Below are 21,996 nucleotides of genomic sequence, written 5' to 3'. Positions count from 1 at the left end.
TTAGACATTGAATCTTGAACATCAAACCCCGACCCTTGAAACTAGCCCCTACCCTACCCCCCGTCCGTAAGATTCGGTACATCATCTTTCTGAAAGATGTGCTCATTCTTGCCGTGACCACGTTTGGGGGGCCGCAGGTGCATCTAGCTATGTTTCTAGACCGGCTGGTGACAAAACGGCGGTACTTTACGGAAGAAGAACTCATGGAGCTAACGGCACTCTGTCAGCTGCTGCCCGGCCCTACCTCCACGCAGACGATTACGGCCCTGGGTTATAAAATTGGCGGGCCAAACCTGGCTTACCTCACGCTGTTGATCTGGTGTTTACCTGCCGTGCTGATTATGACGGCTGCCGCCATTGGCTTTGCCTACGTAGAGCGGCACAACGGATCGCTGGCGTTCATGCGCTACGTGCAACCCATGGCCGTGGGGTTTCTGGTGGTGGCGGGCTACCGTATCGGGCGCAAGGTGATCCATAATCAGACCGGGCTGATGCTGGCGTTACTGGCGGCGGTGGCGGCCTACGTGTTTCGGTCGCCGTTTATGACGCCCATTGCCATTGCCATTGGCGGGCTGACCACCTCCCTCACGTACCGCAAGCACGAAAAAATGCCCCCCCAGCCGATGCACATCCACTGGGCTAATTTTTTGCTGTGGCTGGGTGTGCTCATTACAGCGGCTGTGGTGGGGGCACTCTCGCAGTGGATGCCCGTGCGGCTGTTCGAGAATTTCTATCGTAACGGCAGCCTGGTGTTTGGTGGGGGACAAGTGCTCACGCCTATCCTCTACAACGAATTTGTGGCCTTCAAGCATTACCTCTCCCGCGAAGAATTCTTGTCGGGATTGGGGCTGGTGCAGGCCGTGCCGGGGCCGGTTTTTGCGTTTGCCTCTTATATAGGTGCGCTGGCTATGCGCCACGAAGGCCTCAACGGGCAGTTGCTGGGCAGCCTGGTGGCTACCGTGGGCATCTTTTTGCCGGGTACGTTTCTTATCTTCTTCGTCTACCGATTCTGGGATCAGCTCAAACGCCACCGCCCCGTGCGGGCTTCTTTGGAGGGCATCAACGCTGTCACCACTGGCCTCACGGCGGCGTCGGCCATTGTGCTGTTTGAACCCATGGCCCCCCACTGGCCGTTTGTGGCCGTGGTGGCGGGTACGATATTGCTGCTCGAATTCACCAAAATACCCCCTTACCTGCTTATTCTGGGCGGGCTAGGCCTGGGTGTCATCTTGTAAGTCAAGCCCTTTTCGACAGATGGAACCACCTCACTACCACCACGGCATTCCTGAGTCGGAGATTGGCCAGTACAGCTGTCATCGCGTAGACAGCCCGCTCATTATTGACGGCGATCTGACGAAACCAGCCTGGCAAAACGCCCTCAAATCGCCCCGGTTTGTCGATATGGTGACGGGCGGCCCCGCTTTTTACGACACCCGTTCGGCGGCGCTTTGGGACGACACCAACCTCTACATTGCCTTTTGGGCCGAAGAGCCGTTTGTGACCGCCACCCAGACTGAGCGCGATGCCATTGTGTTTCTCGACAACGACCTCGAAGTGTTTATCGACGGCGGCGACTGCTATTACGAATTGGAGGTCAACGCCCTCAACACGATCTACGAGGTGTTTTTTATCTGGAAAGATGCCTACCAACGGGGCGGGCGGTTCGACGTGCCCCAGTTCGACGTGCATCAGCCCAGGGCCATGACCTTCGGCGGCGACTACGACCGTACCGGCGATTCGTTTTGGTGGGGGCGGCACCCGCGTGGCCTGCGGTGGGCTTTTCTGGACTACGACATGCCCGGCCTGCAAACCGCCGTACAGGTAGACGGCCAGATCAACGACCCCACCCACGTCGACAAAGGCTGGACGCTGGAAATAGCTATTCCCTGGCAAAGCCTGACCTGGCTGGCCCACGGCCGGTCGCTACCCCCGCAACCCGGCGACGAGTGGCGCATGTTTTTTGGCCGTTTTCAGAAACTAACCCCCTCCGGGCAGGAAATCCAGCCGCACCCGGCCTGGGCCTTTAACAAACACGGCGTGTATGACACACACATGCCTCAGTGCTTCACACGCGTCCGGTTTGAGGAGAAAAAAATGTTTTTTGGACAGGATTAGCAGGATTTTGGCGGTCCGCCGTTGCGGATTTATAGGATTTTCTTTTTGCTCAACATTTAATCGGTAGAGCAAAAAGAAAATCCTATAAATCCGCAACGGCGGACCGCCGAAATTCTGCTAATCCTGTCCAAAACTCACTTCTCACGCAGCACCTCAGCAATGCCGGTTACTCTTTTTTTAACCCGGTTCGGTATGTTTGCGGGTTGATGTGTCAGTATCATTCACCAGTTATTGGACCCCATGCATCTAACCACCACCCTTCGCACCCTTGTTTTAGGGGCTGCCTTGTTCACGCTCTCTACCTGCGCACGCAACCCCGTAACGGGTAAACGCGAGATCAGCCTGATGTCGACCGAGCAGGAAATCGCCACTGGCAAAGAATCGCACCCATCCATTGTGGCCTCTATGGGTTTGTACGAAAACGCTGAACTACAGGCGTTTATGACCGAAAAAGGCAGAGCAATGGCCAAGATTTCGCACCGCCCTGACCTGCCTTACCAATTCTACATCGTCGACTCGCCAGTGGTCAACGCTTTTGCTGTGCCGGGTGGGTATGTCTATTTTACAAGGGGTATTCTGGCCCACTTCAACAACGAAGCCGAATTTGCCGGGGTGCTAGGCCACGAAATTGGCCACATTACGGCCAAACACGCCGCCCGGCAGCAGACCAAGCAGTTGTTTGGCACCCTGGGCACGATTGCGGCGGCCATTTATAACCCGCAACTGGGGCAGGTAGTGCAACAGGGCGCGGGTCTGTTCCTGCTTAAATACAGCCGCGATCATGAGTCGGAATCAGACCAGATTGGGGTAGGCTATTCGAGCAAAATAGGCTATGATGCCCGCGAAATGGCCAGCTTCTTCCAGACTATCAAGCGCATTCAGGACAATTCGGGGCAGGCCGTTCCCAACATGATGTCTACCCACCCCGACCCGGGCAACCGGTTCACGCGGGTGAATCAATTGGCCAAAGAGTATCAGGCGCAGAACCCCGGCAACTATGCCATTCGGCGCAACGAGTACCTGAAACTGGTGAATGGGCTGGTATTTGGCGAAGACCCCAAGCAAGGTTTCGTTGAAAACGATATGTTCTACCACCCTGAACTGAAATTTCAGTTTCCGGTGCCCAACGGCTGGCAATACCAGAACTCGCCCGCCCAATTTCAGATGGGTCCAAAAGACGGCAAGTCGGCCATGATCCTGATGCCCGCCCCCGGCAACTCGCTCGATGAAGCGGCGCAGGCATTAGTTAAGCAGCTGAATTTAAAGGTGTTAGAAAGCAACCGTACCACTATCAACGGTAATCCGGCCTTGGTATTTATTTCGCAGCAACAGCCAGCGCAGCAACAGGGGCAACCCCAGCAGCAGCAAACCCAGCAGACCGCCGCCAACACCCTGCAAATCGGCACGTACCTCATTCAGCACAACAACGCCATCTATTCCCTGCATGGACTGGCCGCAGCTACCGATTTTTCGGCCAGGTTTCCCACTTTCAAAAGTGTGTCTGAACGGTTTCGCACCCTCACCGACCCCGAGAAGCTGAATCGCAAACCAGACCGCGTGTATGTGAAGACAGCATCCCGCAGTGGCACATTCCGCGAGGTCATGACTACGTTGGGTATGCCCGCCAGCCGTTTGGAAGAATTGGGTGTGTTGAACAGCCTGAAGGCCGACGAGCGCGTAAACCAGGGCGATTTGATCAAGGTAATCAGTAAGTAATTTAGCATCACCTGTAGCTAAATTACTTATTTTTGTAGCGGGGACTAGCTCACGTCCCCGCTATTGAATCTACCGTGCGCTTCTTCACCGACCGTTTTTCGTCTAAAACCACACTCACCGTTGGGTTAAACCTGCTCGTGATTGGGGCCATGTTGCTGGTACGATTCAGCACCTCTATATCACTGCCCCGTCCCACGCTGAGCCTGCCCCGGGCTGCTGATTTCAGCCTGGCTAACTGGTTTGCCGACCGCCTTGCCGACCTGGTAGCGATCATTCTGGACGTAGTCCGGCACCTGATTGGCGGTTAAGGCTTAGAGCATGGCCAGTCGGCCACCGTCTACCACGAGCGTCGTGCCGTTAACGAAACAAGCCTCGTCAGCAGCCAGAAAACAAATGGCGGCGGCAATATTTTCGGGTTTGCCTACCACGCCTTCCACTTTCTCTTTACCACTTTTCACGTTCGGGTTGTCCCAGAGCATGGGGGTATCTACGGCCCCCGGTGCCACGCAGTTGATCCGCAGTTTATCAATCGGGTATTCCAGGCTCATCCCCCGCGTGAAGGCTTCCATACCCCCTTTGCTGGTGGCATAAGGAATCACGTTGGGCGTGGTCTGATGGGCGTGCACAGAACTAACATTTACGATAGCTCCGCCGTTGAGGTGCGGAATGCAGTGTTTGCAGAACAGAAACATCGACCGCAGGTTGACGTTCATCACCTGCTCCCAGTCGTCCATTGTCAGGTCCACTATGGGTGTAAAGGTCATCATGGCGGCATCATTCACCAGCACGTCGATACGACCCCAGGCGGCAAGTGCCTGATCAACAGCCGCTCTTACCTCGTCGGGGTTTTCAATATCAGTCTGGGCAAACTGAGCTTCGCCCTCTTTAGCCGTTATTTCGGCAATGACTTCATTGGCTTCTTCCTCATTCCGGCCAACGATCAGCACTTTGCCACCTTCGGCGCCCATGCGCACGGCCGTAGCCCGGCCAATCCCCGAGGTGCCGCCGGTAACGATGCATACCTTGTTTTTAAATCGCATAAAAGCAGTTTACTGTTAAATTTTGGGTGGTACAATAAGCTTCCGGCGGCGATACCACTGCACCAACCCGAACGTGGCGGCCAGCGCTGCCAGCACGATAACAACAAGCAACTCGTGGTGGCGCAGGTGCGAAAAGAATTCCTCTACAAACTGAGCAATGCTATTGCCTGCCAGCCCAATGAGTAGCCCCCACGCCAGCGCACCAAGGGCATTGAACAGTGTAAACCGGCTGCGTGAATAGGCCGACGTGCCAATGGTGACCGGAATCACGAGCCGCATACCATATACTGCCCGAAAACCAAGCACCAGTCCGTCACCATATTTGGTAAACCAGGCGTGGATACGGGCTACTTTTTTGTACCAGTTGGGTCGTTTTTGCAGCAAAGCGGCACCGTAGCGCCGTCCCACGTAGAAAAAGAGTTCGGTGGCCGAAAACGAGGCGATAACTGCCACGCCAATGACCATGGGCAACGAAAAATAGCCCCGATGAGCCAGGTAGGCACCCAGCACCAAAAACGCCTCCGGTTCCAAGATTACCCCGAAAAACAAGGCTGGATACCCGTAGGTGGTAATGATGGATTCGAGCGACATAGCGATAAAGGTTGGATGCAGCTCATAACCTGGTAGTGGGTAAAAAGGCCAAAAAAAATGATTTACTGCACCCCACGGCTGGCTGCCTCGCTTCGCGGAAGCTCGTAGGGTAGCCAGTTTTTGTTTTTAATCGATGGAGCTTTTCGCCGAATCAGCCAAATAAAGCTGTTCACGAATCTGGTCAATTGGTCTAAACTAGCAGCGGGACAGGCAGATGCTACAAAGCCCATGCCCAATTCCGAATCTCAGGCATGTCCTCGCCATGGGTGGTAATGTAGTGCTTATGTTCAACCAGTTTATCTTTCAACGATTGCTTCAGGTATGCCCCCCGATTACCCAGTTGCGGCAACCGGTCGATTACATCCATGGCCAGGTGGAAGCGGTCCATCTCGTTGAGCACGGTCATGTCAAAGGCAGTAGTGATGGTGCCTTCTTCGCGGTAGCCGTGTACATGCATGTTCACGTTGTTGCTGCGGTTGTAGGTGAGCCGGTGTACCAACCAGGGATAGCCATGAAAAGCAAAAATAACGGGCTTATCCTGGGTAAACAGTGCATCATAATCGGCATCGGTGAGGCCGTGGGGATGTTCGGTATGCTGCTCTAGTTTCAGCAGATCTACTACGTTGACGACCCTGATTTTCAGTTCGGGTAGGTGCTGCCGTAGAATGGTCACGGCGGCCAGCGTTTCCAGGGTAGGCACGTCGCCACAGCAGGCCATAACCGCATCAGGCTCGGTACCTTCGTCGTTGCTGGCCCAGGCCCAGATGCCGATACCTTCGGCGCAGTGGGTGCGGGCGGCTTCCATACTGAGCCACTGCGGGGCGGGGTGTTTACCCGCCACAACAACGTTGACGTAGTGCCGTGACCGCAGGCAGTGGTCCATCACCGACAGCAGACAGTTGGCATCTGGGGGTAGGTACACGCGCACGATACCCGCTTTTTTGTTCACCACGTGATCCATAAAGCCGGGGTCCTGATGGGTGAACCCATTATGGTCCTGCCGCCAAACGGTGGAGGTGAGCAAGTAATTGAGCGAGGCAATAGTCCGCCGCCAGGGCAGTTCCAGCGTGGTTTTCAGCCACTTGGCGTGCTGGTTGAACATCGAATCGACGATGTGAACAAAGGCTTCGTAACTATTGAACAGCCCATGCCGACCCGTGAGCAGGTAACCTTCCAGCCAGCCTTCGCACTGGTGTTCGCTGAGCATTTCCATCACGCTGCCCGTGGGGGCCAGAAACTGGTCGTTCTCGGCCATATCGGCATTCCACTGGCGGTTGGTAGCTTCAAAGACGGCTTCCAGCCGGTTCGAGAGCGTTTCGTCAGGTCCAAAGATCCGGAAGTTGCGGGGTTCGTTGTTCAGCCGGACCACATCGCGCAGAAACTGCCCCACCACAAACGTATCACTGGCCATGGTCACGCCAGGTACAGGTACCGACACAGCATAGTCGGCGTAGTCGGGCAGGTGCAGGCCTTGCAGTAGCAGGCCACCATTCGCGTGGGGATTGGCCCCCATGCGCCGGTTGCCGGTGGGGGCCAGTTCGGCCAGTTCAGGAATCAGCTTCCCCTGTTTGTCGAAAAGTTCCTGGGGCCGGTAGCTCTTCAGCCACGCCTCCAGCTGGGCCAGATGACCCGGCGGTGCGGTGGCCGACACCGATAGTGGTACCTGGTGTGCCCGGAAGGTGCCCTCGTTGGGCAGGCCATCAATCTCCACCGGGCCCGTCCATCCTTTCGGCGATTTCAGTACTATCATGGGCCAGCGCGGACGTTCGGTAGACACTCCGTAGCGGGCCTGGTGCTGACTTGTTTTGATCTGGGCGATGGCGGTATCGAGGGCGGCGGCCATGGCCTCATGCATGGGTTCGGGGTTGTGGCCTTCCACAAAAATGGGCGTCCAGCCGTAGCCAAGCAGGAGTTGCTCCAGTTCCTGGTGGGTGATGCGGGCCAACACCGTAGGGTTAGAAATCTTGTAGCCGTTGAGGTGCAGAATGGGCAGCACGGCCCCGTCGGTGATCGGATTCAGAAATTTGTTGCTATGCCAGGCTGTAGCCAGCGGGCCGGTTTCGGCTTCGCCGTCGCCCACCACGCAGGCAGCAATCAGGTCGGGGTTATCGAAAACGGCCCCAAAGGCATGGCTGAGCGAGTAGCCCAGTTCGCCGCCTTCGTGAATAGAGCCGGGAACCTGGGGGGAAGCGTGGCTGGAAATCCCCCCAGGAAATGAGAACTGCGTAAACAACTTTTTCAGGCCCGCAACGTCTTGACTGACAGCTGGATATACCTCACTGTAGGTACCCTCCAGGTACGTATTGGCCACCACCGCCGGGCCACCATGACCAGGGCCGGAGAGGTAGATCATATCCAGGTCATACGCCTGAATAACCCGGTTGAGGTGAGCATAAATGAAATTCTGCCCCGGCGTGGTGCCCCAGTGCCCCAACAACATTTTTTTGATGTGTTCCAGGACCAGTGGTTCACGCAGCAGTGGATTGTCGCGCAAGTAAATCTGCCCCACTGACAGGTAGTTGGCTGCCCGCCAGTAGGCATCGATCCGACGCAATAACTCCGGCGAATGCAGGGAGGTTGGTGAGGTCCAAGGGTTCGGTGTGGTTGTGTTCATAAGATTTTGGTGCGTACGAGTCGGGCCATCATCAGTTCCTCATCGGTGGGGATTACCCAGACGGTGACGCGGCTATCGTCGGTGGAGACGATGGAAGCATTTTCCTCGTTGCGCTGGATGTTTAGTTTAATGCCCAGGTAGGCCATGCCGTGACAGATACGGTGCCGAATCTCAGGCGATTGCTCCCCGATGCCACCGCTAAATACCAGGGTGTCGAGGCCATTAAGCACGGCGGCAAACGCGCCGATGGCTTTCTTGGTCTGGTAGCAAAACAACGATACGGCTGCTGCCGCCCGGCTGTCATTAGCCTGGTTTGCCAGCAGATCGCGCATGTCGGCGCTCGTTTCCGACAGGCCCAGCAGACCGCAGTCGTGGTTGATGAATTGATTGAACTGGCCGGGTGTCATCTGTTCCGACTGCATTAGAAACGCCATCACGCCGGGGTCGAGGTCGCCGGGGCGGGTACCCATGGGCAGGCCTCCGGTGGGCGTGAACCCCATGGTGGTATCGATGCCTTTTCCCCCATGTACGGCGGCTAAACTAGCCCCGCTACCCAGGTGTGCGACTATTACCCGCCCTTCGGCGGCGGCGGTACCAGCCAGGTGGGTGAGTTCACCCAGCAAGTAGGCGTACGAGAGGCCGTGGAACCCGTATCGGCGTATCCCCTGCGCCTCGAACCGGCGCGGAATAGCCAGCAACTGAGCCACATGAGGCATATTCTGGTGAAAAGCGGTGTCGAAACAGGCCACCTGCGGCAGGGTTGGGTGCCGCTGCTGCATGGCGTCGATAAGGGCAATCTCGGCGGGCAGGTGGTCAGGGTCAAGGCTGGTAACCCGGCGCAGGTCGATCAGTAGTTCGGGCGTAATCAGCTCAGGGTCTACGTGATGCATACCATGCACCACCCGGTGGCCCACCGCCGCGACAAACTCGAATATAGGTTGCTGTTCCAGCCAGTTGAGCAGGTACGTCACCGCCGCAGCCTGATCAGGAGCCGCCACATCGAGTTGGCTGGACTGGCGGGTGGCCGCGTTGGTGACGGTCATCGACGAGCCAGGCATACCGATCCGGTCAATCTGTCCGTGCAGTTCCCGCACCAGGGTGTCGGCGACCCGAAAAATAGCAAACTTGATGCTCGATGAACCACCGTTAAGGCTGAGGATGTGTGGTTCTTTTGGTGGCATAGCCCGTTGGATATTGGTGGTTAGAGGGCGAAATCAAGGTTCGATAAGTCTTCAATGTGGTGGGGTAACGCCCCGCTTTGCCCATCATAAATTGTCAGCAGTAGTACATGGGGCGAGAAAGCCCTGGCCCGTACGTGGCTATTTCCCGACGAATGAACCGGGTGCCCATTGTATTTGGGCATGGTCACCAGCAAGTCTACCGGATGGCTTTCCAGATAGGCATCGATACCCTGCTTGGCCGAGGGTGCCTGTATGTGCGCCACGGTGGGATCGATAGGACTCAGATACTGTCTGATCTGGGTCTCCTGCGTCACATTGACGACCTTTTTGTCAGGGGTGGCAATGCTAAGCAGGGTGAGTACGGCTCCTTTCAAGAGTACCAGTTCCTTCACCGGGTCCAGCAGGTGCAGGTTGGTAAGACGGGCAAAATCAACGGCGAGCACAACCTGCTCCACCGCTTTAACAGGTATGTTGGCAGGCACCACCAGCACGTTGGCCTTCAGCAACCGGATCAGCGTGATGGCGCTGTTACCAAACAGGTCATCTGAACTAGTTTCATGGGGTCCCACCACCACCAGGTCATAGACCTCCTGGGCCACCGACTGCTCGACCATAGCCATAGGTTGCCCCAGCTTGTTCGACGAGCGAAACGTATGCCAGTCGGCTGATGGCTGCCCCGGCAGGCCCGCTGCCGTGTCAGCAGGTCCGGCGGCGTACGTCAGATGGGTCATTTCGGCCACAAAATCAGGTACTTCAATGCCATCAGGGTCGGCCAGGTGTGGATAGAGCAGGTGAAAATCGGCGGCGGTATCACTAAAAAATGACCGGGCGAACTGAAGGGCATGGCGCGAGGCTACTGAAAAATCGGTGAGCACAAGGATCTTCTTCATGGTATATGGGGGTGATTTTAAACAGCAGCCAATTCAGGGGCTACGTGACGGATTTGCGCTTTTGTCTTTGCCCGGGGCCGGTGGCGGGTCACTAGTTTCTGTAGTTCAACGGCCCAGAAAACCAGACTCGCAGCGACCACGGTAATACCCAGTTCAGACCACGACAGCGGTTGGGTGTTGAAAAGGCGGTTGAAGATGGGGACGTAAATGATGAGCAGTTGCGAAACCACGGCCACCAGCAGCGCGCCCAACATAGGTTTGTTGACAAGCAGGCTGACGCTGAAAAACGAACTTCGCTGGGACCGAATGGCGGCGGCATTTCCCAACTGACTGAAACACAGCACCGTAAAAACCATCGTCTGCCAGTGCGGCAGCTTCTGGTGAATAGCCCACGCCTGCACGCCAATGGTGACGGCCCCGATCAACAGCCCAACCCACAGCACAAACCAGCCCAAGCCATTACCAAAAATGGTCTGCGCCGGGGAAACGGGCGGGCGCTGCATGACGTTCTTTTCGGCGGGTTCGTAGGCCAGCGCGAGGCCGGGCAGGCCGTCGGTGACGAGATTGACCCACAGGATATGGATGGCGAGCAACGGAATGGGCAAGCCCAGCAGCGGAGCCAGAAAAATAGCCCAGATTTCGCCCGCGTTGCCCGACAGGATGTAGCGGATGAACTTCAGAATATTATCGTAAATCCGCCGACCGTGCCGTACGGCTTTCACGATGGTGGCAAAATTATCGTCGAGCAAAATCAGGTGCGCAGCTTCTTTGGCCACTTCCGTACCGTTGATTCCCATGGCAATGCCAATGTCGGCGTTCTTCAGAGCGGGGGCATCGTTTACGCCGTCGCCGGTCATGGCTACGTACTGATGTTGGGCTTGTAACGCACTGATAATCCGCAACTTCTGCGCTGGATCAACGCGGGCGTAAACGCGTACCTGCGCTACAATGGCGGCAAACGCTTCATCATCCAATTTGGTCAGTTCGGGACCAGTCAGCACCAGGTCGGCCGGGGAGGTGATGATACCGAGTGATTCGGCAATGGCTTTGGCGGTCAGTTTGTGGTCGCCGGTAATCATTACCGTCGTGATACCGGCTGTCCGGCACATAGCTACGGCTCTCTTGGCTTCGGGGCGAGGTGGGTCAATCAGCCCGGCGAAACCAACGAACGTCAGGCCTGTCTCGATGGTTTGGGGCGTAACGTCGGTGGGCAGTTGGGGCAGCAGGCGGGCAGCGTAGCCCAGGGTACGAAACCCTTTCTCGGCCATCGTGTCCACTCGTTTCAGCAGGTCAGGAACCTTGCCCGCCTCTGCTTTATCAAGTTGTTTCACCAACGCGCCTACGGCCCCTTTGGTCACGACCAAAACCCCCGCCTCGGTCTGGTGCAGGGTGGTCATGCACTTGCGTTCCGAGTCGAAAGGCAGCTCGGCAATGCGCGGAAAACGGGCTGTGAGCGGCAGGCGTTCGTAGGCCTTTTCAGCAGCATACCGGGCCAAAGCAACTTCGGTGGCCTCACCGGTCCAGTCGCCATCGGTATTTTTGACCACGTCATTGTTGAGGGCCATGGCCAGCAGCAACCCATTGTCAGCACCAAAAATGGCGGGTGAAGGGGGTGCTTCGAAGCTGGCTTCTACTGTCATTTTGTTGAGCGTCAGCGTACCCGTTTTGTCGGTGCAGATGTAGGTGACCGACCCCAGCGTCTCTACCGCCGACAGTTTACGAACCAGTGCTTTGCTTTTCACCAGACGACTGGCTCCCAGCGCCAGCGCTACCGTAACCACGGCGGGCAGGGCTTCAGGGATGGCCGCTACTGCCAACGAAATCGAGACCATCAGCAGGTTTAGCAGCGGTTCGCCCCGTAGCCAGCCCACACCAAAAAACAGTAGACAAATGCCTAGCGCGCCCACTGCTAGATACATCCCAAAAGTAGCCAGCCGTTTTTGCAGGGGCGTGGCGGTCTCGTCGGTTTGCACCAGTTTGGCAATTTGGCCCAGTTCGGTGTTCATGCCCGTGGCTACTACATAGGCCGTAGCTCGTCCATTGGTTACGAAAGTGCCCTTGTAGCCCAAATTCAGCCGGTCGCCAAGCGAATAATCGCCTTCGGGTAGCACGGCATGGCTTTTTTCAACGGTCGCCGACTCGCCCGTCAGCGATGATTCGTCAACCTTCAGCGCGTGCGTGTCCAGAAACCGAACGTCGGCGGGGATGCTGTTACCGGCTTCCAGCAGGATTACGTCGCCGGGCACGAGATCGGTGGCTGCTATCTGTACAGGTAGCCCATTTCGCTGCACCTGTGCCCGATTGGGAGCCATCTTTTTCAAGGCGTTCATAGCTTTCTGGGCCTGATTTTCCTGAAAAAACCCGATGGTGGCATTGAGCACTACAATGGCCAGAATGACACCGGCCGATTTGTAATCGCCCATCAGACCCGAAATAATCGTCGCTGCGATCAGCACCAGGATCATGACGTCGGCGAACTGACTGAATAAAATTGCCCAGGCGGTCTTCTTTTTTGCGTCCTGAAGCTGATTCGGTCCGTATTCACCAAGCCGCTGCCGGGCGGTGTCGGCATCAAGTCCATCTGGCGACGTAGCCAGTGAACGGGCGACTTCGGCAACGGGTGTAGCGTAGTAGTTCATTGTATCTACAGGCGGGCGGTGCGCCGGCTAGACAATGGCCAGCAGCGGCACGTTGGTGAGGCGGGCCATGCGCTGGGTTTCGCCCTCTACCAACAGGTTCATCAGCCAGTTGTGCGGCTGGGGGAGCAGCATGATCAGGTCGGCCTGGATACTGTGGGCGAAAGCAAGCAGTGTATCCTGAAGGTCATCATCTTCCGCCTGAATCGTGAGTGTAAACGGCTGCCGACTAAGCAGTTCGCGCAGTTTAGCTGCCTGTTCGTGCGTTTTCGGATCATCTAGTTTAGCGCTGACACACAGCACATTAAGCGTACTACCGAAGATACGGGCGAAAGCCATGACCTTGTCGAAGGCAACCACGCCGGGGGGATGAGCCAGGTCGATACCCAGCATTGTATTTTTTAGTCCTTCATAGCTGGCAACGGGCGGTATGAGCAACATTGGCAGTGTGGTGCTGGTGACCATTTCCGTGGCGAGGCTCCCCATCAGCCGGGTAGTTTGTGGGGCAGTGCCAACGGTGGCCATTACCAATAGGTCGGCGTCTTCTTCCATAGCCACCTTCCGAATTACGTCGCGGGCATGACCTTCGCGGGCAAGGCAACGGATGGGTGTGTACATCCCAAAAACCTTGGTCAATTCGTGGGCTAGTTGGGCTAGTTTAGCTTCACTGTCGGCACGGGTAGCTGTTGCCGACAGCGGGAAATCACCGGTTTTAGCGGGGTTGTCGGGCCAGAACTGCCAGGCATGTAGCAGCACCAGGGTGGCCTTCTGGTCGTTGGCCAGTTGACTGGCAAAGTTGGCAGCCTGATGGGCACCAGCCGAAAAATCAGTGGCGAGAAGAATCGTTTTCATAACTGGATAATGCAGGTCGAGTGGGCAGCTTTTCCTGATGCTGTCAGGATCGTTGTTTATGGGCATTGCGCTTTACTTTAAGCAGCGACTTGCCTTCCTTTTTTATTGTTCTGCTCAGTTTGTGAGCCAGCTTTTGTGCTGATTTTTCAATGGCTTTGATCACTTTTTTAGGCTGGTTCCAGGCTGGACTGATCGTCTGTTCAATCGCATGTGTTATCTCAGTAATCATCACTTTCTCTTTGGCCATCATAGCTGGTTAGGGTTCTAGTGGTCAGATTCCACGGCTTTATGCCGCCCACAGGTCGGGTTTTGGCTGCATCAAAGCTATGGCCTGCCCCACCGTTGCCATATGATGCCAGTCAGTTGGGAACCTGATACATATCAGTTGGGGAGCCGGTTGGCGTCAGGTTACAGGGGGCTTATTATCCCGTGCTTTGCGGTCATGACACCTAGTCGTGTCGAAGAAAACTGGTGACCGGGTATTTGCGGGTACCAATGTCGCCACAGGTAGTAGTATGAAAAACAAGACACCTTTTATTGTGCTGTCGGCGGTGGCCGTGCCGGTGCTGGCATTGCTGGCTGGCCGGTGGCTGATAGGCCGTCAGCTTCGCCAGGATGTAGCCGACTTATTTTCGCAGGCCGACACCGGACCGGTCAAGCAGTATAGCCCCGCCCAACTCGCTGATTTACCTGCGCCTGTGCAGCGGTACTTCCGACATGTACTGACACCCGGTCAACCCTACCTGCGCACCGTCCGGCTGAAGCACGATGGCGACTTCAAAACCGACCTGGAAAAAGACTGGATGTCCATCACCGGCGAGGAATATTTTCTGGCCGACAAACCAGGCTACATCTGGATCGGCACGACGGCCTGGTTCAGTGCGCGGGATCAGTACGTGGCAGGGCACGGCAGCCTGACTGTCCGGCTGTTGAGTGCATTGCCCATTCAGCACGGCAGCGGCCCCGCCTACGATCAGGGCGAACTGTTGCGCTGGCTGGCCGAAACCGCCTGGTTTCCAACGAGTTTGCTGCCCGGTGGACCGGCTGTCTGGTCGCCGGTCGATGACCAGTCGGCTACGCTAACGCTCACCGATCATAGCCAAACGGTATCCTGCCTGATGAGTTTCAACAAAAACGATGAACTCGTGCGGTGCGAGGCACAACGGCAATCCGACGAAACGCACGTCCAAACCTGGGTGTGTCGCCTGTTCGATTACCGCGAAAAGCAGGGAGTACTCGTCCCTACGCAGGGTGGAGCTGCCTGGGTGGTTGGGGGTGTAGAAAAGCCCTACGCCCGTTTCGTCCTGCGCGACATCGCCTACGATCAGCCATATGCGTATTGAGTTTCCACGGCCCGTACCGTTTTTATCACTACCCCTACGTCGGCACCAACTAACCCATGGAACCTACTATGCCAGTTGGGCACTGTTTAGCCTGGTGGTGGGAGGAGGAACCATGTTTGTTACCATTGATTTTGCTCGGTTTCGATACATCATCTATAATCATCAGCCTGCGCCGATACTAAACCAGCAAGACTAAAGCGATAGTAGGCCCTGATATGTATCATACCTCTGTATGACTAGAATCAGAGGAATCCGGTTACTGTAGCAATATATTGTGGAGAGTTTGGTGCCCACGTTTTTGTCTAAAGCCACACCTTCGGCATTCAATAACAAAGTACAGAGATCATTATGCTGAAATCATGAAAAAACTACTCAAGGTTACGGCACCAGACAGCCAATGCGGATGACAATACTCACAGCAAATTCTCAGCGATGAAACCAACTTCGCTTCAAAATCGGCGCGACATGCTGCGGATAACCGGTGCTTCGGCCCTGGGCCTGGCGATTGTGCCAACGCTTACCAGTTGCAGCACTACCGATTACGACACGGTGGCCAGCAAAGCCCGTCTCCCCGACACCCGAACAAAACAGGCCCTGATCGAACTGGTTCGGCTGGCAACGCTTGCGCCCTCGGGCCACAATACCCAACCCTGGAAATTTGCCGTAACCCCAAATGAGATTCGGATCTACCCCGACCTGACCCGGCGCGTCCCCGCCGTTGATCCAGACAACCGCGAACTCTGGATTAGCCTTGGCGGTGCTTTGGAAAACCTGATTATTTCCGCAGAACACACTGGCTATCAGACCGATATCGCCTACTCGCTTGGCACTACCGGCGACGAATATATCGCGGTTTCGCTTAAACAAGTCGGCGCAAAAACTGTGGAGCAACCGCTGTTTTTCAGCGCCATTCCCGTACGGCAATGCACCCGTAATGCGTATGACGGTAAGCCTGTTGTCGTCGCCAACCTTAAAAAGCTCGAATCGGCAACGGCCGGTGCAGGCATTACGCCCATGCTGTTTACGAGCGCAGCAACCATAGAACCGATGCTCGGCTACGTGAATGCAGGCAACGACCGGCAGATGACCAACAACAATTTCAAGCGCGAACTCACCGATTGGATTCGGTTCAGCAACGGCGAGGCAGTTAAAAAAATGGACGGCCTGGCGAGCCGGGTAATGGGTAATCCATCTATTCCGCGCTGGATGGCCACGTTATTTATCGGTAGTCTGCTGAACCCAAAAGCCGAGACCAAAAAGGACGACAAATTTATCCGCAGTTCGTCGGGAATGATGCTGTTGGTGTCGGCAAACAACGACAAAACGGCCTGGATTGAAACAGGGCGGGCTTACGAGCGATTCGCGCTGCTGTCAACGGCGATGAATATCAAAAATGCGTTTATGAATCAACCCTGCGAAGTGCCTGAACTACGATCACAACTGCAAGCGCATCTGAACCTGAACGGTGCGTTTCCGCAGCTTTTGTTCCGGTTTGGTTATGGCCCGGCCATGCCCCAGTCGCTCCGCCGACCATTGGAGCAGGTGATGCGGGTGAGCTAATTTTTAAAAAAAACAACCATGTTTACGAAAATCATCATGTCAGTTCTGCTCTCAGGCGCTTGTGTAAGCCTTTCCGTTCCTGTTTTCGCTCAGGCAACTACAGCTACTCAGTCAGCCACGGTGACAACTACCGACGACATAAACCAGCAACGCAACCAGGCTATTTTAACGCAGGAAAAACAACAGCAAAAGGACACCAAAGCAGATGCTAAGGAGACCCGACGAATCAGCAACGAAGCTGCTGATGCAGCCAAGGCATCGAGAAAGGCATTTAACACCGAGAAGAGGGCACAAAAAATGCGAATAAAGGCGGATAAACAGGCCGCTAAAGCCGAGGCAGCCATTCAAAAATCGAAGTCGAATTGAAGTCGGTCATTTTCGTCTTTCCAGGTTGGCGTCAGAACAGTATGGTCCGTTTACTGAGTATCGCCCTCTTCGTACTGACTACCTCCACCGCTACTGCCCAGTTGACCACCGAGTGGGGGCGGCTGCGGCAATATGGCCGGGAAATTGGCGTAGACAGCCTGTGCGCCCAACCCGATTCGGCCTGCGCAAGTCGCTACTTCACTGACGTCGTTTATGGCCACACGCCCCGCCAAATGCACTATCAGGGTGTACTGCCCCTGGTCGATTCCGTTCGCATTGGCCGACTCACCCGGCAGTTGCTAACGGGGGCCGACTGGTGCCCGCTCCTGGATTCGCTCGAAACGCACGACCGGCGTTACCGCCAATTGATCGCCTACTGCCTGCGTTGCCTTGTAGATGATTACATCGGCGATTCGCTGACCATTGAACAGGTGCAGGAAACGCTGAACACCTACCGTTGGCTGAATCGGTTTCCGGCCACCAAACGAGTTATCGTCAACATTCCGTCGGCTACGCTGCGGGTTACCAACGGACAGGGTAATACGCTACTCAGCAGCCGGGTAGTGGTGGGTAAGCCCAGTACGCCAACACCCCTGTTTTCGGCCTATATTCCCAGCCTGGTCATGTACCCCTACTGGAACGTACCTCGATCCATTACCGTAAAGGAACTGCTGCCCAAAATAAAGCGTAACCCAGCAGCTGTGTTAGCGGCCATGAAGCTGCAAGTGGTTGACGCAAAAGGGCAATTGGTTGACTCAAAGTTGATTAACTGGCACACCCCGGCCCGCGCCTTCCCCTACCGCCTACGCCAATCGACGGGTTGCGACAACGCCCTTGGGGTGCTGAAATTCAACGTAAACAGCCCTTATGACATCTATCTGCATGACACCAACGCCCGGCAGGCATTTGTCCGCGACAACCGGCAGTTGAGCCACGGCTGTATCCGTGTCGAGCAGCCCGATGCCCTGGCCAATCTGTTACTTGGTTATGTCCGGTTCAAACCCAATTATCTGACTGTGTGCCCTGTCAACGCCCGCCCCCAAACGCTGGGATTACACCACCCGGTGCCGTTGTTCATAGTCTACAATGTGCTCGATATTGACGAAAATGGATCTATTCAGGTCTACCGCAACACCTACCGGTAGGCATCTTACGGAGCCATTTACACAACAACGGTAGCCTCATTGATGGGTATCTGATGCTGCTCCAGGCACGTTAAGTTGTTTATTGTCACGCGGGCGATTTGCTCCATTGCCTCACGAGTGAAGAAGCCCTGATGGGCCGTAACCAGCACGTTCGGCAAATGCGTCAGCGCGTTCAGGTTGGCGTCGGGCAGGGGTTTATCGGACCAGTCGGCGTAGAAAAAATCGTCTTCTCCTTCATATACGTCAACGCCCAGAGCACCTAGCTGGCCAGTTTCCAGGGCACGTAGCACAGCGGGCGTATCGAGCAGGGCACCCCGACTTGTATTAATCAGGTAGGCACCAGGCTTCATTGCGGCCAACGCAGAGGCGTTGATCAGGTGGTGAGTGTCGGGCAGCAGCGGGCAATGCAGCGACAGTACGTCGGCGTTGGCGAGCACCTCGTTCAGCGGCAGGTACGTAACGCCAATCTCCTGTAGTACAGCCGAATGTATGTTATCGTAGGCCAGCACGTGACAGCCGAAGCCTAGCATGATACGGGCAAATGCAGCGCCGATTTTACCCGTGCCAACCACACCCACGCGCTTGCCGCAAAGGTCAAAGCCCATCAGCCCATCAAGGGTAAAATTGTTTTCTTTGGTACGCTGATAGGCCAGATACGTCTTTCGGTTAAGCGCCAGTAGCAGAGCCACGGCGTGTTCAGCCACGGCATGGGGGGAGTAGGCCGGTACGCGCAGGATGCGGATGCCAAGTTCGTGTGCGGCGGGGATATCTACCTGGTTATAACCCGCGCAACGCAGGGCGATCAGCCGAATACGCAGCCCCACCAGCGCCTGTAGGATGGGGCGCGTCAGCGGGTCATTAACAAAGACGCAGATGGCTTGCTGCCCCGCCGCCAACGCTACAGTGTCGGGCGTAAGGGGCTGAGAAAAAAACGTCAGTTGGTGGTTGTGGCTGTGATTGGCCGCGTCCAGAAAAGGCTGTTCGTACGTGTGGCAACTATAAAACGCAACAGTCATGATGAGTTAGCAGGATTGGCAGGCACACAGTGGCTACTGCGTACCTGCTGAACAAGCCAGCCACGGAAACGATTTTATTTCAGGCAACCAGATTCACTTGCACACTTGCAGTCAAGCAAATGACCATCGTCGCGCAAGTTGTACAAACGTTTGCCAAAGGTCATACACACGTTTGCACACCAGCGCAGCCGTGTAACTGGTCCATTCCGGCGAAAAAACATTTCGTTTTATCACGATTACCAGCGCTATTTGTACAATAAGCTGATCCTATTCCTCTTTCGCCTTTTTTACAACCAACTCGCTGTCTTATACCACCTATGTCGCTTTCCTCTCGTCGGAAATTTCTGCAAACTGTTGCCGTCACCGGCGCGGTGGCTCCTTTCGCGGCTTCGGCTTTTGCCCGGCCTTTTTTCATGCCCCCTGCGGCGCCGTTAGCCAAAGTCCGCCTGGCGTTTATTGGCGTAGGACTACGAGGTCGCAACCACCTGGAACAGGCTCTTTACCGCCCCGACGTGGAGGTGACGGCCCTGTGCGATATTGACCCTAACGCCATTGCGCAGGCCAACGCTATGATTGAAAAAGCGGGCCGAAAGGCACCGCCTGCCTACACCAAAGGCAACGAGGCTTTTTTGCAGCTGCTCAAGCGCGACGACATCGACGGGGTCATTATTGCCACCCCCTGGGAATGGCACACGCCCATGGCCGTAGCCACCATGAAAGCCGGCAAATACGCCGGGCTGGAGGTGTCGGCCACGGTGACGCTGAAAGAATCGTGGGACCTGGTCAATGCCTACGAGCAAAGCGGCAAGCCCTGCATGTTGCTCGAAAACGTCTGCTACCGCCGCGACGTGATGGCCGTGCTCAACATGGTGCGGCAAAATATGTTTGGCGAAATGCTCTATGCCCACTGCGGCTACCAGCACGACCTGCGCGAAGTAAAGTTCAACGACGGCAAACAACCCTATGGCGGGGGTGTGGAATTTGGCGCCAACGGCTTTTCCGAAGCCCACTGGCGCACCCAGCACTCCGTAGACCGCAACGGCGACCTCTACCCCACCCACGGCCTGGGACCGGTGGCACACTGGCTTAACATTAACCGGGGCAACCAGTTTGTGCGGCTCACGTCAACGGCCACTAAGGCCCGCAGCCTGCACAACTATGTCGTAGACAAAGGCGGGGCCAACCATCCCAACGCGAAAGTCAATTTCAAACTCGGCGACGTAGTGACTACGGTGGTAGAGTGCGCTAACGGCGAAAACATCGTGATTATCCACGACACCAACTCGCCCCGCCCCTACTCGCTGGGGTTCCGGGCGCAGGGTACCAAGGGCATCTGGATGGACGATGGTAAGCAGATTTACCTGGAAGGCACCAGCGCCAAACCCCACGTCTGGGAGCCGTTTGCCGCGTATCAGGACAAATACGACCACCCGCTCTGGAAACAACATGCCGACTCGGCGGCGGCGGCGGGCCACGGTGGCATTGACTACTTCGTGCTGCGCGGCTTTATCGAATCGGTGAAAAATCAGGTAGCGCCTCCCATCGACGTCTACGATGCCGCCGCCTGGAGCTGCATCAGCCCGCTGTCTGAACAGAGCATTGCCAAAGGCAGTAAACCCATGGACATCCCCGATTTCACCCGCGGCAAGTGGAAAACCAACGTGCCCGTTTTTGGATTGACCAACAATTTTTAATGTACAATGTATAATGAATAATGTACAATGCGGTCCGACGCGAAGCCGACCCGTCGGACCGCATTGTACATTATTCATTATACATTGTACATTCTCTTCCAATGCAAACACCTTCCCACACCATCTCTACGCCGGGCCGCATTTGTTTGTTTGGCGAACATCAGGACTACCTGGGCCTGCCGGTGATTGCGGCGGCCATTTCGTGCCGTATTCAGATCAGCGCCGAAGCCATTTCGCAGCCCGTGGTGCAGCTCGAACTGCCCGACATTGGACAACAGATGGCCTTTTCGCTCGAAAAACAGCCGCTGACGTATCAGGACAAGCGTGACTATTTCCGGTCGGCTGTCAACGTGTTGCTGCGCGAGGGGTTCCGGTTTTCGGGGGGTATTCGGGGCGAGGTGACGGGCAACATTCCCATCAACGCGGGGGCCTCCAGTTCATCGGCGCTGCTGATTAGCTGGATCAACCTGCTCACCCAACTTGCCGACCAACCCCGCACCTTGCCGCCCGCCCAGATCGCCGAATTGGCCTACCGCGCCGAGGTGCTGGAGTTTGGCGAACCCGGTGGTATGATGGACCACTACGCCACGGCGATGGGCAACCTGATCTACCTCGAAAGTCAGCCCGCCATTCAGGTCGAGACCATCCGCCCGGCGCTGGGTACGTTTGTGCTGGGCAATTCGGGCGAACCCAAAGACACCATCGGTATTCTGGGCCGGGTGAAGGGGGGTATGTTGCGCATCATTGAACAGATTCGGAGTCTGGACAATACGTTCTCTCTCCACACCACCACCGCCGCCGATGTGGCCCAATACGCTCATCTCTTTACTCCCGACGAAATGACCCTGCTGCTGGGCAACATCAGCAACCGCGACATCCTGCGCGAGGCACTTATCTTATTGAAAATCAGCCCATTAGATCACATCGGCTTTGGGGCATTATTGACGAAGCACCAGCAAAATCTACGGGAAGCGCAGCGCATTTCAACCCCAAAAATTGACCGAATGCTCCAGGCGGCCCTCGACGCGGGCGCGCTGGGCGGTAAAATAAACGGCTCTGGCGGGGGCGGGTGCATGTTTGTTTACGCCCCCGAAAACCCGCAACGCGTGGCCAATGCCATCACGGCCGCTGGCGGCGAGGCAGCAATTATCCAGATCGACGAAGGCACGCGAGTGGAGCCAGTGGCAGTAGTGGCGTGAGGACCTTAAGCGCGAAGCTACGCCGACAACCATGACTG

19 protein-coding genes are annotated in these 21,996 nt (G+C 56.1%); 10 read left to right on the top strand and 9 right to left on the bottom strand.

Translation table 11 applies throughout. From position 1 onward, the window contains the following. Nucleotides 1-35 precede the first annotated feature (35 nt). The 4 genes from chrA (at nucleotide 36) to J2I48_RS04840 (ending at nucleotide 4,139) form a co-directional block, all read left to right on the top strand. Nucleotides 36-1,235 carry a chromate efflux transporter gene (gene chrA, locus J2I48_RS04855; protein WP_207334276.1) on the top strand — a complete coding sequence of 400 codons (1,200 nt, stop codon included), beginning with the start codon at nucleotides 36-38 and terminating at the stop codon, nucleotides 1,233-1,235. A gap of 19 nt (nucleotides 1,236-1,254) precedes the next feature. After that, complete coding sequence (locus J2I48_RS04850; protein ID WP_229375818.1) at nucleotides 1,255-2,115, top strand: carbohydrate-binding family 9-like protein; 861 nt, start codon at nucleotides 1,255-1,257, stop codon at nucleotides 2,113-2,115. 240 nt (nucleotides 2,116-2,355) lie between these two features. Beyond that, a complete protein-coding gene (locus J2I48_RS04845) occupies nucleotides 2,356-3,831 on the top strand; it encodes a M48 family metalloprotease (protein ID WP_207334275.1) in 1,476 nt (491 codons plus the stop codon). Nucleotides 3,832-3,905: 74 nt separating this feature from the next. Then, nucleotides 3,906-4,139, top strand: a complete 234-nt coding sequence (locus tag J2I48_RS04840) for a hypothetical protein (protein WP_207334274.1) — start codon at nucleotides 3,906-3,908, stop codon at nucleotides 4,137-4,139. A gap of 3 nt (nucleotides 4,140-4,142) precedes the next feature. Here the strand turns inward: J2I48_RS04840 and J2I48_RS04835 are convergent, their stop codons facing one another. The 8 genes from J2I48_RS04835 to J2I48_RS04800 all read right to left on the bottom strand — a co-directional run bounded on the left by J2I48_RS04835 (nucleotide 4,143) and on the right by J2I48_RS04800 (nucleotide 13,885). After that, nucleotides 4,143-4,871, bottom strand: coding sequence for an SDR family NAD(P)-dependent oxidoreductase (locus J2I48_RS04835; protein ID WP_207334273.1), 729 nt, complete (start codon nucleotides 4,869-4,871; stop codon nucleotides 4,143-4,145). A gap of 15 nt (nucleotides 4,872-4,886) precedes the next feature. Then, entirely contained in the window at nucleotides 4,887-5,462 is a 576-nt protein-coding gene (locus tag J2I48_RS04830) for a DedA family protein (RefSeq protein ID WP_207334272.1), read from the bottom strand. A gap of 217 nt (nucleotides 5,463-5,679) precedes the next feature. Further along, on the bottom strand, nucleotides 5,680-8,076 hold the full coding sequence (locus tag J2I48_RS04825; RefSeq protein WP_207334271.1) for a phosphoketolase family protein: 2,397 nt from the start codon (nucleotides 8,074-8,076) through the stop codon (nucleotides 5,680-5,682). Next, nucleotides 8,073-9,257 (bottom strand): acetate/propionate family kinase, encoded by a 1,185-nt coding sequence (locus tag J2I48_RS04820; RefSeq protein WP_207334270.1) that lies wholly within the window; start codon nucleotides 9,255-9,257, stop codon nucleotides 8,073-8,075. The genes J2I48_RS04825 and J2I48_RS04820 overlap by 4 nt, the downstream gene beginning before the upstream one ends. Before the next feature lie 20 nt (nucleotides 9,258-9,277). Next, the gene (locus J2I48_RS04815) at nucleotides 9,278-10,147 is read right to left on the bottom strand and encodes a universal stress protein (protein ID WP_207334269.1); all 870 of its coding nucleotides are present in this window, start codon (nucleotides 10,145-10,147) and stop codon (nucleotides 9,278-9,280) included. A gap of 17 nt (nucleotides 10,148-10,164) precedes the next feature. Continuing rightward, a complete protein-coding gene (locus J2I48_RS04810) occupies nucleotides 10,165-12,786 on the bottom strand; it encodes a cation-translocating P-type ATPase (protein WP_207334268.1) in 2,622 nt (873 codons plus the stop codon). Nucleotides 12,787-12,813: 27 nt separating this feature from the next. After that, nucleotides 12,814-13,635 carry a universal stress protein gene (locus tag J2I48_RS04805; protein ID WP_207334267.1) on the bottom strand — a complete coding sequence of 274 codons (822 nt, stop codon included), beginning with the start codon at nucleotides 13,633-13,635 and terminating at the stop codon, nucleotides 12,814-12,816. 43 nt (nucleotides 13,636-13,678) lie between these two features. Then, nucleotides 13,679-13,885: a hypothetical protein gene (locus tag J2I48_RS04800; RefSeq protein WP_207334266.1), complete on the bottom strand. Its 207-nt coding sequence runs from the start codon at nucleotides 13,883-13,885 to the stop codon at nucleotides 13,679-13,681. Between the two features lie 265 nt (nucleotides 13,886-14,150). On the opposite strand from J2I48_RS04800, the gene J2I48_RS04795 reads away from it, so the two are divergent. The 4 genes from J2I48_RS04795 (at nucleotide 14,151) to J2I48_RS04780 (ending at nucleotide 18,049) form a co-directional block, all read left to right on the top strand. Further along, nucleotides 14,151-14,978 (top strand): DUF6544 family protein, encoded by an 828-nt coding sequence (locus J2I48_RS04795; protein WP_207334265.1) that lies wholly within the window; start codon nucleotides 14,151-14,153, stop codon nucleotides 14,976-14,978. Nucleotides 14,979-15,410: 432 nt separating this feature from the next. Then, on the top strand, nucleotides 15,411-16,538 hold the full coding sequence (locus tag J2I48_RS04790) for an Acg family FMN-binding oxidoreductase (protein ID WP_207334264.1): 1,128 nt from the start codon (nucleotides 15,411-15,413) through the stop codon (nucleotides 16,536-16,538). Between the two features lie 18 nt (nucleotides 16,539-16,556). After that, the gene (locus tag J2I48_RS04785) at nucleotides 16,557-16,904 is read left to right on the top strand and encodes a hypothetical protein (RefSeq protein WP_207334263.1); all 348 of its coding nucleotides are present in this window, start codon (nucleotides 16,557-16,559) and stop codon (nucleotides 16,902-16,904) included. Between the two features lie 41 nt (nucleotides 16,905-16,945). Continuing rightward, nucleotides 16,946-18,049 carry a L,D-transpeptidase family protein gene (locus tag J2I48_RS04780; RefSeq protein ID WP_207334262.1) on the top strand — a complete coding sequence of 368 codons (1,104 nt, stop codon included), beginning with the start codon at nucleotides 16,946-16,948 and terminating at the stop codon, nucleotides 18,047-18,049. Between the two features lie 17 nt (nucleotides 18,050-18,066). On the opposite strand, the gene J2I48_RS04775 is transcribed toward J2I48_RS04780, so the two are convergent. Next, the gene (locus J2I48_RS04775) at nucleotides 18,067-19,065 is read right to left on the bottom strand and encodes a 2-hydroxyacid dehydrogenase (protein ID WP_207334261.1); all 999 of its coding nucleotides are present in this window, start codon (nucleotides 19,063-19,065) and stop codon (nucleotides 18,067-18,069) included. A gap of 317 nt (nucleotides 19,066-19,382) precedes the next feature. Between J2I48_RS04775 and J2I48_RS04770 the strand changes: the two genes are divergently transcribed. Together J2I48_RS04770 and J2I48_RS04765 are read left to right on the top strand one after the other, a co-directional pair. Then, nucleotides 19,383-20,759 carry a Gfo/Idh/MocA family protein gene (locus tag J2I48_RS04770; protein ID WP_207334260.1) on the top strand — a complete coding sequence of 459 codons (1,377 nt, stop codon included), beginning with the start codon at nucleotides 19,383-19,385 and terminating at the stop codon, nucleotides 20,757-20,759. A 101-nt stretch (nucleotides 20,760-20,860) separates the two neighbouring features. After that, the gene (locus J2I48_RS04765; protein ID WP_207334259.1) at nucleotides 20,861-21,958 is read left to right on the top strand and encodes a GHMP family kinase ATP-binding protein; all 1,098 of its coding nucleotides are present in this window, start codon (nucleotides 20,861-20,863) and stop codon (nucleotides 21,956-21,958) included. Nucleotides 21,959-21,996: the final 38 nt, after the last annotated feature.

Origin of the sequence: Fibrella aquatilis (genome assembly GCF_017353255.1) — a bacterium.
GTDB classification, from domain to species: Bacteria; Bacteroidota; Bacteroidia; order Cytophagales; family Spirosomataceae; genus Fibrella; species Fibrella aquatilis.
This window is presented reverse-complemented; position numbering and strand designations above follow the sequence as displayed.

What these genes read in the sequence shown, in the direction of transcription:
- J2I48_RS04780 (WP_207334262.1), top strand. Translation starts at nt 16,946, where the DNA reads ATGGTCCGTTTACTGAGTATCGCCCTCTTCGTACTGACTACCTCCACC.
- J2I48_RS04795 (WP_207334265.1), top strand. Translation starts at nt 14,151, where the DNA reads ATGAAAAACAAGACACCTTTTATTGTGCTGTCGGCGGTGGCCGTGCCG.
- J2I48_RS04775 (WP_207334261.1), bottom strand. Translation starts at nt 19,065, where the DNA reads ATGACTGTTGCGTTTTATAGTTGCCACACGTACGAACAGCCTTTTCTG.
- J2I48_RS04850 (WP_229375818.1), top strand. Translation starts at nt 1,255, where the DNA reads ATGGAACCACCTCACTACCACCACGGCATTCCTGAGTCGGAGATTGGC.
- J2I48_RS04805 (WP_207334267.1), bottom strand. Translation starts at nt 13,635, where the DNA reads ATGAAAACGATTCTTCTCGCCACTGATTTTTCGGCTGGTGCCCATCAG.
- J2I48_RS04825 (WP_207334271.1), bottom strand. Translation starts at nt 8,076, where the DNA reads ATGAACACAACCACACCGAACCCTTGGACCTCACCAACCTCCCTGCAT.
- J2I48_RS04785 (WP_207334263.1), top strand. Translation starts at nt 16,557, where the DNA reads ATGTTTACGAAAATCATCATGTCAGTTCTGCTCTCAGGCGCTTGTGTA.
- J2I48_RS04770 (WP_207334260.1), top strand. Translation starts at nt 19,383, where the DNA reads ATGTCGCTTTCCTCTCGTCGGAAATTTCTGCAAACTGTTGCCGTCACC.
- J2I48_RS04830 (WP_207334272.1), bottom strand. Translation starts at nt 5,462, where the DNA reads ATGTCGCTCGAATCCATCATTACCACCTACGGGTATCCAGCCTTGTTT.
- J2I48_RS04815 (WP_207334269.1), bottom strand. Translation starts at nt 10,147, where the DNA reads ATGAAGAAGATCCTTGTGCTCACCGATTTTTCAGTAGCCTCGCGCCAT.
- J2I48_RS04835 (WP_207334273.1), bottom strand. Translation starts at nt 4,871, where the DNA reads ATGCGATTTAAAAACAAGGTATGCATCGTTACCGGCGGCACCTCGGGG.
- J2I48_RS04810 (WP_207334268.1), bottom strand. Translation starts at nt 12,786, where the DNA reads ATGAACTACTACGCTACACCCGTTGCCGAAGTCGCCCGTTCACTGGCT.
- J2I48_RS04800 (WP_207334266.1), bottom strand. Translation starts at nt 13,885, where the DNA reads ATGATGGCCAAAGAGAAAGTGATGATTACTGAGATAACACATGCGATT.
- J2I48_RS04790 (WP_207334264.1), top strand. Translation starts at nt 15,411, where the DNA reads ATGAAACCAACTTCGCTTCAAAATCGGCGCGACATGCTGCGGATAACC.
- J2I48_RS04845 (WP_207334275.1), top strand. Translation starts at nt 2,356, where the DNA reads ATGCATCTAACCACCACCCTTCGCACCCTTGTTTTAGGGGCTGCCTTG.
- J2I48_RS04820 (WP_207334270.1), bottom strand. Translation starts at nt 9,257, where the DNA reads ATGCCACCAAAAGAACCACACATCCTCAGCCTTAACGGTGGTTCATCG.
- J2I48_RS04765 (WP_207334259.1), top strand. Translation starts at nt 20,861, where the DNA reads ATGCAAACACCTTCCCACACCATCTCTACGCCGGGCCGCATTTGTTTG.